Origin of the sequence: Sphingobacterium multivorum (assembly GCF_039511225.1) — a bacterium.
Lineage (GTDB): Bacteria > Bacteroidota > Bacteroidia > Sphingobacteriales > Sphingobacteriaceae > Sphingobacterium.
The window spans coordinates 2,332,142-2,347,786 of sequence record NZ_CP154261.1 but is presented as its reverse complement, the minus strand read 5'-3'; the positions used below and the strand labels follow the sequence as shown (position 1 = coordinate 2,347,786).

Below are 15,645 nucleotides of genomic sequence, written 5' to 3'. Positions count from 1 at the left end.
ATATAGCTTACAGTAACATGCGTAATATCTTTTTAATCTTAATTACGGTTATCATCACAGTTGTCTGTGTCAAGAATCCGCAATCGGTTCAGCTCAATTTTCTCGGGGAATCACAAGTGGCACTATGGAAGCTACTATTGACATTTTTTATTGCCGGAATTGTCTTTGTATCGCTGCTAAAAACCGGAAAAAAGAAACAGCAGGTACACGAACAGGAGGAAATAGACGAATCGGAAGAAGAAAACGATCACAAAAAACCTCAATTATCGGATGAAGATCGAGAATTCCTCTCCTAAAAGAAAAAATAAACCACTAAAAATGAAGCCCTAAACAGCTGTAGCGCATTTTTATGGCATAAATACTTGCGTGGAATAGGGATTAACCCTATCTTTGCATCACTTCAAACAAGGAACGTTAGTTCTAAAACAAAGAAGTAAGATTCCGTAGCTCAGCTGGTAGAGCAATACACTTTTAATGTATGGGTCCTGGGTTCGAATCCCAGCGGGATCACAAAAGAAAAGCTAATCGCAAGATTAGCTTTTTTTGTTTTAAAGCTATTAGGATCCAAAAAAAGTTCGGCCGGGTTCGATCCTTTCGAGGCTCAGCAATATTAAAAATCACTATTTCCATTGATTTTTTTACAGAGCTAATTTAATAGCTTTGTTAGGCACATTAAATAGCACAACGGATGAAAAATTTTATTTTACTTCTTTTAACCTTTTTAAGTATACCTACTCCGGCCCAAGATAAATTAGCTTCATCAGATTTGGCGTATCCTGATTTAATTCCGACACTCATGCAGAACGGCTTATATGGCTACTGTGACAAATCACTAAACGTTAAGATAAAGGCATTTTTTGAAAAAGCAGAATTATTCGAGGCTGATTACAATTTCCAACTTTTCCATGTGAATAATCCCGAGATCGTTAAATATGGAACAAAAGACTATGCCTGGGTACTATTCAATGGCGAACGCTACCGTATCGATAAAAAGGGTGCACGAGTATATAAATACAATGGTGCCGATTTTAAAACAGGTGAAACAACAATTTATCTCTACAAAAATTCGACTGTTTATCATAGCGACAGTATAGATCAAAAAACACTCTTTCAACACATCAAAGATAACCAGAGCGGAAAACAACTATTTCCGGAAGACCAATCCATTCAGGAATTTCGCATAAAAAATAAGGAGTTAATTGAAGAAGGAGTTAAATTGATTTTTCGACCCAAACGAAAAGAAATACCCTATCTAGATTTTACCAGTGAACACACTTTACTGAAGGGAATAAAAAATAGCGAAACCAATCAGATCGTTGTTAAAGCAAAGTATGCGAATATCGAGAAACTTTACAATAATCCACTACGTGAACAGCAGTATCCGCTGTTTATTGGCTATCGCGGTGACCTCGATAAGGAAATATACGTCGGTTTAAATGGAATAGAGTACTGTATCAAAGACTAGTGTAAAAATCATTAATTTCCAAGTTACAGTCCGTAAAGACACTATTGCAGCTGTCATTTCACTAACTTTGTTAATAAGATAGACCAGCATGTACAAAAACAATTGCCCCAGATGATAGAAAAACTACTCTTCGAAATGAATACTTATGCTGCGCTCAGTGCAGAAACAACAGACATTTTGAAAACTATCTTTCAGGTGAAGCAGTTCAAAAAAAATGAACATATTCTACGTGCTGGAGAATATGCCAAGTACTATTATTTTATCTGCAAAGGATTATTAGGCTATTATAAATTAGACGCTGATGGTAATACCATCTATAAAATGTTTTTTGAAGAAAATAGCTTTTGTGCTTCCACCGCCGCCATCATCACAGAAACACCGAGCGCGTTCAACATCGTTGCACTCGAAGATGTTGAGTTGATTCAGTATTCTGCCAAGGCTTTCCGTGAGCTTGTCCGGACAAAGCATGATTTAGCACTCTTTCAGATAGCCTACCTGGAAAAGAATTGGGTGGTCAAAAAAGAACCACTTGAAATCGAGCTGAAATGGGAATCTGCGAAGGAACGTTACCTTGAACTTCATCAGAATCAAGTGCTTTTCAAACGCCTCAAGCAGCATCATATTGCCTCCTATCTTGGTGTAACACCCACGCAATTGAGCCGTATCCGTAAGGAATTAAAATAATAATTCCATCAACATCTGTACACGTTTTTAAAGATTATACTGTTGAATTTTGCCATATAAAGACAAAATTTATAAGCTATGAAAACAGTATACACCCTCCTATTTTCTGCCCTTAGCCTACCATTGGCGGCACAGCAAATTATTAAGACGCAAATCCATAGTGCCAAAATGAACAAAAACATTGAAACTGTCATAATTACACCCGACATGCAAGACGGGATCAATTATAAAACAGTTTATATACTCCACGGTTATAGCGGCAACCCCACCCGCACAGTGCAAGGAGATATTCCCGACTTAATCCAAAAAGCAAAAACATTTCAGACTATTTATGTGCTCCCAAATGGCAACTTCAATTCTTGGTACGTAGATAGCCCCATCGATCCACATTCACAGTACAGCACCTTTATCGGAAATGAGCTAGTCAATTACATCGATCATCACTACCCGACGCAACAAAACCGAAATGCGCGCGGAATACTGGGCTGGAGTATGGGTGGCTACGGAGCATTGCACATCGGCATAGCCTACCCACAAACATTTTCGATCGTCGGAAGTTCATGCGGCGCACTTGATTTCGACCGCTTTGGACAAGCCTACCAGCAATATCAGGTAGACAAGGTATTGGGCGATTTCAAAAATCTGAACGATGTAGACCGCATCTACAGCAACGAAGATAAAATGAAGCACAATAAACAACGCTATATCCTCGATTGTGGAACTGAAGACCTGCAAATGCTGGAAATGAACCGGACATTCCACAAGCATCTGACCAACAAAAACATCGAGCATCTTTACATCGAATCAAAAGGTGGACACGATACTGCTTATTGGAGCAAATCACTATCACAACAGTTGGCTTTATTTCAAAACTACTTTCAACATGAAGGACTATAAATCGACACTCTATGTTGCTGCAGGCGCTTGCAGCTATGGACTCCTCGCAACGATCGTGAAATATGCAAACCATTTAGGGATACACACAAGTCTGTTGACCTTTCTGCAGTTTATGTTTGGTTTTCTCTTTTTGTTGTCCTTTAATCTGTTATCAAAGCCTAATGCAAAAGAACATAACGCCATCAAATTTTCATCAAAAATTAAACTGATGGTCTGGGGCATTTCCCTTGGTTTAACAACAACACTTTACTATCTCTCCATCCAATATATCCCGGTATCTGTTGGAATTATTTTACTGATGCAATCCATTTGGATAAGTTTGGTTGCAGAAGCAGTACTGTTGAAAAAGTTTCCGTCAAAAGGCAAGATAACAGGAGTTATTATTGTTCTGCTCGGAACGACCTTAGCAACCAATCTATTCCAAAACAATAATGCGCTTGATTACAGAGGAATAATACTGGGTTTAGGAGCGGGAATAAGTTATGCGCTGGCGATTTATGCTTCAAGCACAGTGGAGAAAGAGTTACCGAGTTCGGTACGAAGCCAATTCTTGGTCTTAGGCGGACTGCTGCTCATCGTCGCATTTTGGAACATGGATATTATTCGGTATATGCAAGTTAATGCAATCCCCTGTGGATTACTGATTGCCATTTTTGGAACGATCCTACCGCCTTTATTGTTTACAAAGGGAATCCCGAAAACTGGAATAGCGATGGGAAATATTATTTCAAGTCTGGAAATCCCCGTTTCAACCTTATCTGCCATGTTGGTTCTACAGGAAGTTGTTTCAGGATTCCAATGGTTTGGCATACTCCTGATTTTAATGGCTGTCATTATTATTAATGTTGGTAAGCCGTAGTAGCCAGCCAATGATTAAATCTATTATATTGCCATAAGATCAGCCCCCATACCGGAACTATGGTTGCAGCCATGTGGAGCATTTCAAATATATTGGATGCTCCACCAGTTTGGATCAGAAAGGACGAAAACAATAGGCTAATAGCCGCGGGCAATAAAACAAAGGATAGTGCCCGTGCAAGCCTACTGCTTCTGAATTGCTTATTTAAATTTAGAAAAATAGATATCGTACCAATCGCAATACAGAGTGTCACGAATGAAAGCAACAATTCTGTAAAAAAGGGCATGTAGCAACGTGCCCTTTTTGCCGCCTCATTATTTGCCTGAAGTATCGCTGTAAGGACAAAGGTCGTCGACACACTAAACCCTATTATTCGCAGGAAAATAAAACTTAGTTTCCTTTTCATCAGCACAATAATTTAAAGTAAACAAACAAAGCGGCAAACAGGTCTGAACTCCCCCGTTCCCTCCTATTTTTCCTTAATACATTTCGACCAGTTCCTACGGAGAGCGGCAATCCCAAAACTGATTTCAACGCCGGCCTTTTACAAGTTACAGCTGATAAATCCCTGTAACTATCAAGCTTTAAGTAAAAACAAGAATCTTTTTAAAGATGCAAATTAATCCTTGAAAGATAAATGCCAAAGCACTATTGGACGTGGTCCTGACGATATTGGACGGATGGAGATTAATATTTGTCGGCATGCTACACCTGAATATTTTTTCATTTTTTACTAAGGTTTATCCTTCCTGTTACGTATCTATCTAAAATTATACACCATGAGATTGACTGATGACATCAAACAACTAATCATAAAGTACATTGGCGACAACTTATCTCCCGATGAAAAGACCGATTTAAAGTTATGGTTGGATGAATCAGCAGAACACCGTATTTTTTTTGAAGACCTTTTAGATCGCGATGATTTTATCAATGATTTAAATCAATGGAGCCTACTTCAGGCCTCAGATACAATGGATTGGAACGAAAGGTTAAAGACAAAGACCCTAGAGACCATTCGGAGCTCCGCCATTAAACCATCTCCTATAAGAAACCTAAAGCGTTTGCTACCCTACGCTGCAGCTTTAATAAGCCTAATTTTAGGTGGTTTGATGTATTTCATGGTGGTAAAAAAACAGGCTACATCGATCAGCAATCGAATGGTCTTAAATGATGTAGAAGCACAGAACAACAACGCTGAAATACGACTTTCGAATGGAAAAGTACTCCAGTTATCCAGTCAGAAAGGAGCCCTTGTTTCAGGAGATAAATTGACCTACGAAGACGGTACTGTTCTACAAAGCGAATCTTTAAAAGAAGATCTGATGGCTACAGTCAATACCCCCGCCGGCACAATGCTGAAACTGCAATTGGAAGATGGCTCGGAAATTACACTCAATGCGAAAACAACACTCAAATACCCGCTTCATTTTGCAAAAAACAAACGTGTTGTTGAAGTTGACGGTGAAGCCTATTTCAAAATTACAAAAAATAAAAAGGTTCCATTTCAGGTCGTTTCCAATGGACAGCTCATCGAAGTCACCGGTACAGAATTCAACGTAAACACCTATTCGAAATCCCAAAGTACTACCACGCTTGTGGAGGGAAGTATCAATCTATCGGCGCAAGGGCAAACGTTACAGCTCAGACCCAACCAGCAAGCGCTCTTAGCTTCGGGTCAACTATCCAAAAAAGTGGTCGATCCCGCTAATTACATCGCGTGGCTCGACAATAAATTCTATTTTAATGAAACGGACCTTCATACTGCCCTACAACTGATCGGTCAATGGTATGACCTGCAAATCATCTACACGCAACCGATAAAAGAAACACTATTATATGGCGAAATTCAACGTACGAAAAGTCTATCGGCAGTCCTAAAAATTTTGGAACGTAGCCATATTAAATTTGAGTTGATCCAAGAAAATGGCATCCGGAAACTATTTGTTTCAAACTAACCAATTATCCATGAAATAACCCTAAAACAACAATTATGAGAAAACCAACCTAAGGAGACAAAACGAGATACTAAAAAAAGCCGACCAATGCTACGAACATTAATCGGCCATAATAGCGATCTCCATTTTTGACCGATTTACCCAATCAGTTTAACAATAGATTATATCCCTAATTCAACAAATTTATGAATTTTAAATTTCTTGTTCATAGAAATCGAATTGCTGTGAACATTCCCAAGCAATGGAAGACCAAAATGAAGCTGAGCGCATTTTTTACTCTTGCATGTGTTGTTAAGCTGTCTGCAGCCAGCTACGCACAATCAATCACGATTAAAGCCAAAAAAATGTCTTTGGTGCAGGTACTACGTACCATCCAAAAACAGAGTGGCGTCCCCTTTCTATTGAATGGTAAAGAACTTGCTGAACTAAAAATTGAGGCGCAGGTTCGTAATATGCCTTTAGAAAAAGCTGTACCGATCCTCTTAAAAGGCCAACCTGTCGATTGGAGTTTTCAGGATAATATGCTTGTCGTAACGAAGTTAAAAACAAACCACCTAACGTATGACCTTCCAAGCAATTACGTCTTAGTGCAACAAAACCGTACCATCAAGGGAAATGTTCACGATAGCAAAGGAACCGCGCTCCAAGGTGCAACAATTATGATAAAAGGTTCGACAAAGGCAACTACTACAGATGCAAGTGGTAACTTTCAGATTGAAGCAAATAATAACGCCGTACTTGTCATTAAAATGATCGGCTACCAAACCAAGGAAATCCCATTGGCCAACCAGCTTTACCTCAATATTGAACTTAGCCAGCATATCGACGCATTGGAGGAAGTCGTCGTCGTAGGCTACGGTACGACAAAAAAGAAAGAACTAATCGGTTCGGTTTCCCAAGTTGATGGGAAACAACTCGCCAAACGCTCCGTTCCCCAGCTTGCTCAGGCCCTCACAGGTCAAATGCCGGGCGTGACCGTCATACAGCGATCTGGCCAACCCGGGGCAGCAAACAATACCATACAGATTCGTGGTGTGGGATCATTCGGCGCCAGTACCGACGCACTTATTTTAGTTGACGGTATCCCCACCAATTCCTTTAATGATATTGATCCAAATGATGTTGCCTCGATATCGGTATTGAAAGACGCCTCCTCAGCAGCCATATATGGAGCTAGAGCCGCAAACGGCGTTATTCTAGTAACAACAAAAACAGGCGCAGCTGGCGGAAAATTAACGGTCAATTACAATGGTTATTATGGGATCCAAAAGCCAACAGCCTTCCCCGAATTTGTCAACTCTTGGGAGTACGCTTCCTTACTCAACGAAACCACAAGTGGTGGCGGTGGTTATACGGCCGAAGAAATCCAAAAATTTAAGGATGGCTCAGATCCTGACAATTATCCCAATGCCAATTATATGGCAAGCTCATTTAAGTCACAAGCAACGCAAACAGGCCACAATTTAAATATATCCAATACCACAGATAAAATACAATACACCTTATCTGCTGGTTTTCTGAATCAAAAAGGTATTGTCATCAAAAACAATTTTGACAAATACAATGTCCGCCTCAATCTCATATCAAACCTCAATGACAAGCTCAAATTAACGACGCGGGTAGCGGCAATTCAGACCGAAACAGACGAACCGGCAGCACCGGCAACGCTCGACTTCTCCCGCATGACGGATATCATTTCTCAGGTGATTCGCTATCCCGCCATATACCCTATTCGGTTGAGCAACGGTGACTGGGGTGCAGGAAATAACCTGAAAGGGACACCCGTATCTTTCCTGGAGAGCGAATCCTTCTACAAAGAAAAAGTATCCAATATATCGGGAAACGCAAGGCTCGATTGGAAACCGATTTCAGATCTGACCTTATCCGCTATTGGCGGGTATACGCAGACGAATGGCCGTACAAAACTTTTCAGAGCTTCGCAAAGGATCAACAATTCCATAATTCTGGGCCCCTCAAATCTGAACCAAAGTGCGCCCTACGACACTTATAAAACTTTTCAAGCTTTAGCAGACTACACGAAGACTTTCGGGTCGCATAACCTGAAAATATTAGGTGGTTATTCTTTCGAAAAAGGCTACAGCGAAGGTTTAAGCGCTTACCGCCAGAATTTTCCCAGCAATGATCTTACCGAGTTAAATGTAGGTTCACCAGATGGGCAACAGAACGCTGGGACAGCCTCAGAGTGGGCATTGGAATCATTATTTGCACGCATACAATATAATTATGCCAAGAAATACCTTGTCGAGGGTGTTGTTCGATACGATGGGTCATCCCGTTTTCCAACCGATAAAAAATATGCGACCTTCCCTTCGATTGCAGTAGGTTGGTTGCTGAGTGAAGAATCGTTTATAAAGGACCATTATAGTTGGATCGACGAATTGAAAATCAAAGGATCTTATGGGGTACTTGGAAACCAAAATATTGTCGGTAATATACAACAGCGTGTTGTCTCTAACTACCCATACCAGGATGTTTTAAATCCGGGTTATAATTACCCTTTTGGAAACACCATTTCTCCCGGGGTCGCCAGAACCACCATTGTTGACCCTACGCTACGCTGGGAATCAACCCGAACGGCTGATGCTGGTTTGGAAGTGGCTTTACTTAAAAATTTATTGACATTCAGCAGTACCTATTATAACCGATATACTTACGATATTTTGGTGAGCCCAGGTTCTAGTGTTTCCAAAGTTTTGGGGTTTGAAGTAGGCGTACAGAATTCTGGAAAACTTCGAAATAGTGGCTGGGAATTCACCTTAGGACATCAAAAGAAGTTGAACGAATTTTCGTATAATGTGAATCTAAACTTCTCTACGGTCAAAAATAGGGTCGTCGATTTGGGTGTCGGCAATATCAATCAACCGAATGGCTTAGTTGGAAATGGTTCCACCTTATTTATCGGTTACCCCATACAGGCTTACTATGGCTACCAAGCCGATGGCCTATTTATCGATGCTGCTGATATTGCAAGCTGGGCTAATCAAACCAGCATCAACCCAAAGCCACAGCCAGGCGATATCCGATACAAGGATATTAGTGGCCCCGACGGCATACCTGATGGAAAAGTAGATGCCACATATGACCGAACTGTGATCGGATCACGTATCCCCAAATACACCTATGGGATGAATATCGGGATGAGCTACAAAGGGTTTGACTTAGGAATACTTCTTCAAGGTGTAAGCGGTGTTAAAGGCTTATTGGACAATTATGCTGGATTTGCGTTGACACAAAACGGCAATATCCAACGCTGGCAAGCTGATGGAAGATGGACAGTAGCCAATCCCGATAGAAATGCCATATATCCAAGAATTGAACAGTTGCCAAACACAGGTACTCCCAATACACTGCTGTCAGACTACTGGCTTTTGGATGCGAGCTACTTACGCCTCAAAAATATACAATTAGGCTATGCCATTCCCAAGAACATCCTTGCAAAATGGAAATTGTCAAGCCTGCGGATCTATGCAAACGCCGAAAACCTATTTACCAAAAGCAACTATAGAAAAGGCTGGGATCCGGAAATCAATTCAAGCGGCGCCTACTACCCTATTATGCGCAATTTTACATTTGGGGTTAACCTTAGTTTTTAACCGATCGATAAAAAACCATGATACACATCACACACAGACATATAAAATTGGCCCTATGCATTCTTCTTGCATCAAGCCTGAGCATCAGCTGCAAAAAACAGCTGGAAACCAATCCGCTTGATAAATTTGCAAACGAGACTTTTTGGACCAGTGAAACAAATGCGCAATCAGCGCTGACAGGATTATACAAAGCAGAAATCCAAATGAACTCCCTCGCCGAATTCAGCCCCACAGACTGGTGGTCCTATAACGGGCTACTTTATCTGGAGTTTGCTTCGGACAATGCCTACGATAGACGTGGTGATAATTCGGTTTTCAACAAGCTATCCGATGGAACATTAACGAGCAATAACGGCAACTTAGACAATTATTGGCAGTATACCTATAAGAAAATCGCCCGTGCAAATTATTTCCTTGAAAATATTGATAAGACGCCGATTTCAGCTGAACTACTCGCTCGTTTCAAGGCAGAAGCGCGCTTTATACGTGCCTGTCAATATTTCTACCTCTCTCAATACTGGGGTGACGCTCCCTTGGTGACCAAAACCTTAACACCCAATGAGGCGAATCAGGTATCCAAAGCAAAAAAACAGGAATTGGTTACTTTTGTTGAACGTGAATTACAGGAAGCGGCAAACGACTTACCGAGTTATGGCAAATTGACTGCCGCAGAACGGGGCCGCGCAAGCAAACAGGCAGCCCTCGCTTTCCTGGGACGCATCCAACTGGCCGAAAAAGCCTACGCCGACGCGATCAAAAGCTATGAGCAGATCATCAATGCCAATGAAAATAGCATTGATCCCAACTATTCAGGCTTATTTAATGGAACCAACGAAACGAGCAAAGAGATTATTTTTGCCACGCAGTATCTTGTTGATCTCGCTGGAAACGGTATGTTCCAACACAATTTTCCCGCAGTCGCTGGGGGGTGGCATCTCCATTGCCCGCTTGGTAGCCTTGTAGAAAGCTATGGTTTCACCGATGGAACGGCATTTTCGTACGATGATCCGCGCTATAATGCGCAAGACATCAGCAAAAACCGGGATCCGCGTTTAGCCTTCACGGTGATAACAAATGGAGACCGCTTTAAAAATTTAAAATACACCTCACATCCAGATTCCACATTGTCTATTGATCAATTGACAACAACAAAACAGGCAACACGCACGGGCTACGGATTGCGCAAGTTCAACGACGAAGGCTTTAGTGGAAACTTACAAAACTCTGGAGCCGATGTTCCTATTATACGCTACGCCGAAGTCCTCCTGAGTTACTTTGAAGCCAAACTCGAAAATGGTGATCCTATTACCAGCGACCTACTGGACAAAACCATCAACGCTGTCAGAAAAAGAAACAGCGTTAATATGCCAGCCATAACCGTCCAAAGCAGCAGCGCACTGCGTTCGACCTTACGTAACGAAAGACGTGTCGAACTTGCACTGGAAGGCCTTCGCTACTGGGATCTGCTGCGCTGGGGTATAGCAAAAGATGTATTGAAAGGTGATTTTTATGGCGCTCCATTCCCGAACGCAAAAAATCTCCGTATAAAATCCGGTGGAAGTAAAGACCCGTATAACCGCTGGTACGTAACCAGCAAGTCCTTCCGAGCTGGCCAAGATGAACATTGGCCAATTCCACAGAATGAAATTAATATCAATCCAAATTTAAAATAGTACCTTGGGTATCGTCAATTGTCAAACGATACCCTTTAAACAAAATTCAACGTATATGAAGAAGCCACTATGCCTAACGTTATTACTCTCCGCGAGCCTTTTTGTTACGCTACCCACCGTTAGTTTTGCCCAAAAGGCGAGTAAACCGAATGTCATCTATATTTATGCGGATGATCTTGGTTTCGGTGATTTAAGTAGCTATGGTGCCAAACAAATCGAGACACCCAACCTGGATAAGCTCGCCCGGAACGGCGTTCGATTTACCAATGCACATAGTACATCGGCAACTTGTACCCCTTCCCGTTTTGCATTGATGACCGGGACGTATCCATGGCGCCAGGAAGGGACAGGCATTCTGCCCGGCGATGCCAAACTAATCGTTCCTACGGATAAAATTACATTACCCAAGGTATTTAAACATGCCGGCTATGCTACTGCCATTGTTGGCAAATGGCATATGGGACTCGGAAATCAGGTCCAAAAAGACTGGAATGCACCCATCAAACCCGGGCCTAATGATGTAGGCTTTGACTATTCATTCATTTTTCCTGCAACAGCAGATCGCGTCCCAACAGTGTTTCTTGAAAATGATCAAGTTGTGGCCGCAGAAGCCAATGATCCAATCCTGGTGGACTATGAAAAGAAAATTGGTAATGATCCTACGGGCAAAGAACACCCCGAACTGCTCAAAATGCATTCTTCACCGGGTCAGGGCCACAATCAGACTATCGTCAACGGCATCGGAAGAATCGGTTACATGAGCGGCGGAACACGTGCCAGGTGGGTGGATGAAGAAGTTTCCACAACATTTCTCCACAAAGCCCAGGACTTTATTTCCCAACATCAAAACAAACCGTTCTTTCTCTATTTCTGCTTAACAGAACCACATGTCCCACGTATGCCCGCAACACAATTTAAAGGGAAAAGCAAACTCGGCTACCGCGGCGATGCGATTCTGCAGTTGGATTGGACCGTCGGACAAATTCAACAGCAGCTGCAGCTCTTGGGACTTGACAAAAACACGATTATAATTTTCAGCAGCGACAACGGGCCCGTTCTCGACGACGGCTATATGGATGGAGCTGTGGCCCAACAAAATGGCCATCTACCCGCAGGCCCACTACGCGGTGGCAAATATAGCATCTTCGAAGGCGGAACGCGCGTGCCCTTTATCGTGAGCGGCAAAGGTGTTGCACAGGGGAAAGTTTCCAATGCTTTGATCAGCCAAATAGATCTCTTGGCAACAAGTGCCCAATTATTGGATGTTCCACTAAAAGCAGATGAAGCAAAAGACAGCGCCCCACTCTTGAAAACCTTAACCGGTCAAGATAATAAGGGACGTAGCAGTATGGTACAGCATGCGCAGACACTGGCTATCGTAAAGGACGAATGGAAATATATTGCACCCAGCAAAGGTGCCCCCTACATGAAACTAACCGATACTGAAACAGGAAGTCTTCCGGAAGATCAGTTATACGATCTCAAAAATGATATCGGCGAAAAGAATAATGTGGCTTCAAAATATCCAGAAAAGGTCGCTGAACTCAAGCAGTTATTGGAAGGAGAACGTAAAAAATGAAAATAAAAGCTGGACTCGCCCTCATCCTCCTCGGATGGGGGACTCTTTTTGCACAACAAAAGAAAAAGCAGCATCAATTGCCCAATATTATATTTTTTTATGCGGACGATTTAGGTTATGCCGAAACGGAGCCCTATGGACAGCGATTGATCAAAACACCACATATCCAGCAGCTGGCACGTGAAGGTCTACGTTTTATAAACCACTATACAAGTACGCCTGTCTGTGCCCCCGCCCGTTGCATGTTATTAACGGGCAAGCATGGTGGCCAATCCTATATTCGTGGAAATTATGAATTGGGCGGTTTTGCAGATAGTCTCGAAGCTGGCCAGATGCCACTTCCTGAAGGAACCTATACCATGGCTCATCTATTTAAAAAAGCCGGCTATCAGACCGCAGCCATTGGAAAGTGGGGACTTGGGATGAGTAATTCCACCGGAAGCCCCAACAAACAGGGATTTGATTATTTTTTTGGCTACCTGGACCAAAAACAGGCCCACAATTACTACCCAACTCATCTTTGGGAAAATGAAACAAAATATCCCCTTCAAAATAAGGAAAAATTTGTCCATACTCCTTTAGATTCCAGTAAGGCCACGACAGAGGACTTCAAGCAGTTTGACGGTAAGGAATATGCACCTGAACTAATGACAGCGAAAGCGCTGGCTTTTATCGACAAAAACCGAAGTAAACCTTTTTTCTTATATCTTCCTTATACTTTGCCGCACTTATCACTACAAGTTCCCCAGGAATATGTAGATAAATATAAGGACCTCTTCCAGGACAAACCGTATTACGGACAGGACGGCTATACCGCTACCCCCTATCCAAGAGCGACCTATGCGGGTATGATCACCTACCTGGATGACCAAGTCGGTACCATTATGAAACATATCAAATCATTGGGAATAGATGACAATACCATTATTCTGTTTTCCAGTGACAACGGAACTGGTTTTAATGGGGGCATAGATTATCGCTTTTTCCGCAGTGTCGATTCACTTAGGGGATTAAAAATGGATGTTTTTGAAGGTGGTATCAAAGTTCCGTTAATTGTCAGGTGGCCAAACCATATCAAAGCCAATGCTGAAACGGACCTTATCTCGGCCCAATATGACCTCATGGCAACCTTCGCACAGCTGGTTCAACAAAGCCCCGGACACAGCAATGGGCTCTCCCTCCTTCCAACCTGGCTGGGTCAGAAGAATCAACAGAAACATCAATACCTCTATTTCGAATATCCAGAAAAGGGCGGCCAGCTCGCCATACGCGAAGGACGTTGGAAGGCCGTCAAACTCGATCTGAAGAAAAACCCCAAAGCAAAATGGCAATTGTTTGATTTAACGACAGACCCTTGGGAAGAAAATGATTTAGCTGCACAATACCCGCAAATGCTGCGACATTTTGATGAAATTGTTCAGCATGAACACCGACCTGCCCATATTCAGGAATGGGAAATTGTAGCGAATAAGATGATTAAAAAATAAATCGATTTCTTTCTTCATTTTTTAATCTTAAAAAACTTGGGTTGTCCGGATTGAATCATGACAACCCAAGTTTTTTATGTAATTTAGCACAGCAATCCACAGCTGGAGTCCTAATGTGAATGTACCTATTGAATGACGTATCGAACATAGAGGAGTACAACATGTTCCGAAGGCCAACGTAAAAGGATCAATAACCAAGTATGCGGCAAATAGAATCATACATCAATACATTAAAAGAAGGTGATGAAATGGCTTTATGCTTTTTTATGGATCATTTTGGTCATTCGTTACGCTATTTTGCCTTTTCCTACCTCCGCAACAAAACCGACGCCGAAGAAATTGTCTCCGATGTTTTTGTTAAGTTATGGAATAATCGACAAAAGGTAGAGAATTATGAAAGCCTGAAGGCCTTTCTTTTTATCGCTACTAAAAATGCCTGTATCGATATGCAAAGAACGACGCAATTCAAAATACGGAAAGAGGAGCTCGATATTCTTCAGCATATGTCGGTTCCGGAAGACGATGTACTCAAGAAAATATTCCGGACGGAACTCACCGAATTGCTGCTTGCTGAAATAAATTTGCTCCCCAGACAGCAGGCTCAGATCTTCAAGCTCAGCTTTTTGGAAGGCTTGAATACCGAAGAAATTTGTGAAACATTAAACACAACCGCATCGACCGTCTATTATGCAAGGTCTAAGGCATTATACGCATTAAAAGAAAGGTTCAAATCTAAAAAATTTGAATACCTCAGTGTTCTTATGCTATCTGCATGGTATGCCTTCAAAGGATAATTAACTCCCTTCAATTTCCCGCATCCGACCCCTAGATAGATCAATAGGCTATTCACACGGTATACTTTCCAAGGTTAACCACCTTCAGGCAATACTTCCCGTCCAACGTTGGAACGGTTTAAAAAAATACAAACAGCTGTTTATCAGTAAACTAAGAAAGCAATAATTTAAAAAACTAGAAACAAAAAAAAGCTTAGCATTCGGTCGGGCGACCTGCTAAGCTTTTATAAATACCTCTTTGTAAGAGGCAATCAACCTAAACCTAGGACAAAGATAGTGCTTCAAATGATATAAACAAAAATTTTGTTATATTTTTTTTCAACTCCCATAAATTTGTTTTAGGATAGCAATCACAAAAGGAATAGTAAGTGTACAATGTACACTACAATCTTTTTGCATTTTTCAATGGGCTATTTTTTTGATAGCTTCGCTCAGCGACTCCCAACCACCGTATTTAACTCGTGCATTATTTAAATTTACTATGTAATAAGGGAGTACTCCTTTGCTTCGTTTTATCAAGCACTCTTATTCTTTACAGGTTCAATTGGATGCATAAACAGGGTCCGAAATGATGGATTGCCCTTTTTAAAGATCCTTTTAACAATCGCTATAACTATCCTGCTAGTTTGAGCATC

The 15,645-nt window shown here is 41.7% G+C and carries 12 protein-coding genes and 1 tRNA gene; 12 read left to right on the top strand and 1 reads right to left on the bottom strand.

What is annotated here, in order from left to right:
* Nucleotides 1-17: 17 nt before the first annotated feature.
* The 6 genes from AAH582_RS09515 to AAH582_RS09490 all read left to right on the top strand — a co-directional run bounded on the left by AAH582_RS09515 (nt 18) and on the right by AAH582_RS09490 (nt 3,905).
* The gene (locus tag AAH582_RS09515; protein WP_046675869.1) at nt 18-296 is read left to right on the top strand and encodes a lipopolysaccharide assembly protein LapA domain-containing protein; all 279 of its coding nucleotides are present in this window, start codon (nt 18-20) and stop codon (nt 294-296) included.
* Between the two features lie 141 nt (nt 297-437).
* Nucleotides 438-510 (top strand) — tRNA-Lys (locus AAH582_RS09510).
* A gap of 178 nt (nt 511-688) precedes the next feature.
* Entirely contained in the window at nt 689-1,465 is a 777-nt protein-coding gene (locus AAH582_RS09505) for a hypothetical protein (protein ID WP_343321938.1), read from the top strand.
* A 111-nt stretch (nt 1,466-1,576) separates the two neighbouring features.
* Nucleotides 1,577-2,149, top strand: a complete 573-nt coding sequence (locus tag AAH582_RS09500; RefSeq protein WP_343321937.1) for a Crp/Fnr family transcriptional regulator — start codon at nt 1,577-1,579, stop codon at nt 2,147-2,149.
* Between the two features lie 78 nt (nt 2,150-2,227).
* Nucleotides 2,228-3,046, top strand: a complete 819-nt coding sequence (locus AAH582_RS09495) for an alpha/beta hydrolase (protein ID WP_343321936.1) — start codon at nt 2,228-2,230, stop codon at nt 3,044-3,046.
* Complete coding sequence (locus AAH582_RS09490; RefSeq protein ID WP_343321935.1) at nt 3,033-3,905, top strand: EamA family transporter; 873 nt, start codon at nt 3,033-3,035, stop codon at nt 3,903-3,905. The genes AAH582_RS09495 and AAH582_RS09490 overlap by 14 nt, the downstream gene beginning before the upstream one ends.
* Here AAH582_RS09490 and AAH582_RS09485 read toward each other — a convergent pair.
* Nucleotides 3,886-4,311: a hypothetical protein gene (locus tag AAH582_RS09485; protein WP_343321934.1), complete on the bottom strand. Its 426-nt coding sequence runs from the start codon at nt 4,309-4,311 to the stop codon at nt 3,886-3,888. The two genes, AAH582_RS09490 and AAH582_RS09485, sit on opposite strands and share 20 nt — an antisense overlap.
* Before the next feature lie 373 nt (nt 4,312-4,684).
* Between AAH582_RS09485 and AAH582_RS09480 the strand changes: the two genes are divergently transcribed.
* The 6 genes from AAH582_RS09480 to AAH582_RS09455 all read left to right on the top strand — a co-directional run bounded on the left by AAH582_RS09480 (nt 4,685) and on the right by AAH582_RS09455 (nt 15,010).
* Nucleotides 4,685-5,863: a FecR family protein gene (locus AAH582_RS09480; RefSeq protein WP_343321933.1), complete on the top strand. Its 1,179-nt coding sequence runs from the start codon at nt 4,685-4,687 to the stop codon at nt 5,861-5,863.
* 185 nt (nt 5,864-6,048) lie between these two features.
* Complete coding sequence (locus AAH582_RS09475) at nt 6,049-9,477, top strand: SusC/RagA family TonB-linked outer membrane protein (protein ID WP_343321932.1); 3,429 nt, start codon at nt 6,049-6,051, stop codon at nt 9,475-9,477.
* 17 nt (nt 9,478-9,494) lie between these two features.
* The gene (locus AAH582_RS09470) at nt 9,495-11,150 is read left to right on the top strand and encodes a RagB/SusD family nutrient uptake outer membrane protein (protein ID WP_343321931.1); all 1,656 of its coding nucleotides are present in this window, start codon (nt 9,495-9,497) and stop codon (nt 11,148-11,150) included.
* Nucleotides 11,151-11,205: 55 nt separating this feature from the next.
* On the top strand, nt 11,206-12,729 hold the full coding sequence (locus AAH582_RS09465; RefSeq protein ID WP_343321930.1) for a sulfatase-like hydrolase/transferase: 1,524 nt from the start codon (nt 11,206-11,208) through the stop codon (nt 12,727-12,729).
* Entirely contained in the window at nt 12,726-14,216 is a 1,491-nt protein-coding gene (locus tag AAH582_RS09460) for an arylsulfatase (protein ID WP_343321929.1), read from the top strand. The genes AAH582_RS09465 and AAH582_RS09460 overlap by 4 nt, the downstream gene beginning before the upstream one ends.
* 200 nt (nt 14,217-14,416) lie before the next feature.
* Complete coding sequence (locus AAH582_RS09455) at nt 14,417-15,010, top strand: RNA polymerase sigma factor (protein WP_343321928.1); 594 nt, start codon at nt 14,417-14,419, stop codon at nt 15,008-15,010.
* Nucleotides 15,011-15,645 lie beyond the last annotated feature (635 nt).

What these genes read in the sequence shown, in the direction of transcription:
- AAH582_RS09490 (WP_343321935.1), top strand. Translation starts at nt 3,033, where the DNA reads ATGAAGGACTATAAATCGACACTCTATGTTGCTGCAGGCGCTTGCAGC.
- AAH582_RS09485 (WP_343321934.1), bottom strand. Translation starts at nt 4,311, where the DNA reads ATGAAAAGGAAACTAAGTTTTATTTTCCTGCGAATAATAGGGTTTAGT.
- AAH582_RS09470 (WP_343321931.1), top strand. Translation starts at nt 9,495, where the DNA reads ATGATACACATCACACACAGACATATAAAATTGGCCCTATGCATTCTT.
- AAH582_RS09460 (WP_343321929.1), top strand. Translation starts at nt 12,726, where the DNA reads ATGAAAATAAAAGCTGGACTCGCCCTCATCCTCCTCGGATGGGGGACT.
- AAH582_RS09495 (WP_343321936.1), top strand. Translation starts at nt 2,228, where the DNA reads ATGAAAACAGTATACACCCTCCTATTTTCTGCCCTTAGCCTACCATTG.
- AAH582_RS09475 (WP_343321932.1), top strand. Translation starts at nt 6,049, where the DNA reads ATGAATTTTAAATTTCTTGTTCATAGAAATCGAATTGCTGTGAACATT.
- AAH582_RS09480 (WP_343321933.1), top strand. Translation starts at nt 4,685, where the DNA reads ATGAGATTGACTGATGACATCAAACAACTAATCATAAAGTACATTGGC.
- AAH582_RS09455 (WP_343321928.1), top strand. Translation starts at nt 14,417, where the DNA reads ATGCGGCAAATAGAATCATACATCAATACATTAAAAGAAGGTGATGAA.
- AAH582_RS09465 (WP_343321930.1), top strand. Translation starts at nt 11,206, where the DNA reads ATGAAGAAGCCACTATGCCTAACGTTATTACTCTCCGCGAGCCTTTTT.
- AAH582_RS09500 (WP_343321937.1), top strand. Translation starts at nt 1,577, where the DNA reads ATGATAGAAAAACTACTCTTCGAAATGAATACTTATGCTGCGCTCAGT.
- AAH582_RS09505 (WP_343321938.1), top strand. Translation starts at nt 689, where the DNA reads ATGAAAAATTTTATTTTACTTCTTTTAACCTTTTTAAGTATACCTACT.
- AAH582_RS09515 (WP_046675869.1), top strand. Translation starts at nt 18, where the DNA reads ATGCGTAATATCTTTTTAATCTTAATTACGGTTATCATCACAGTTGTC.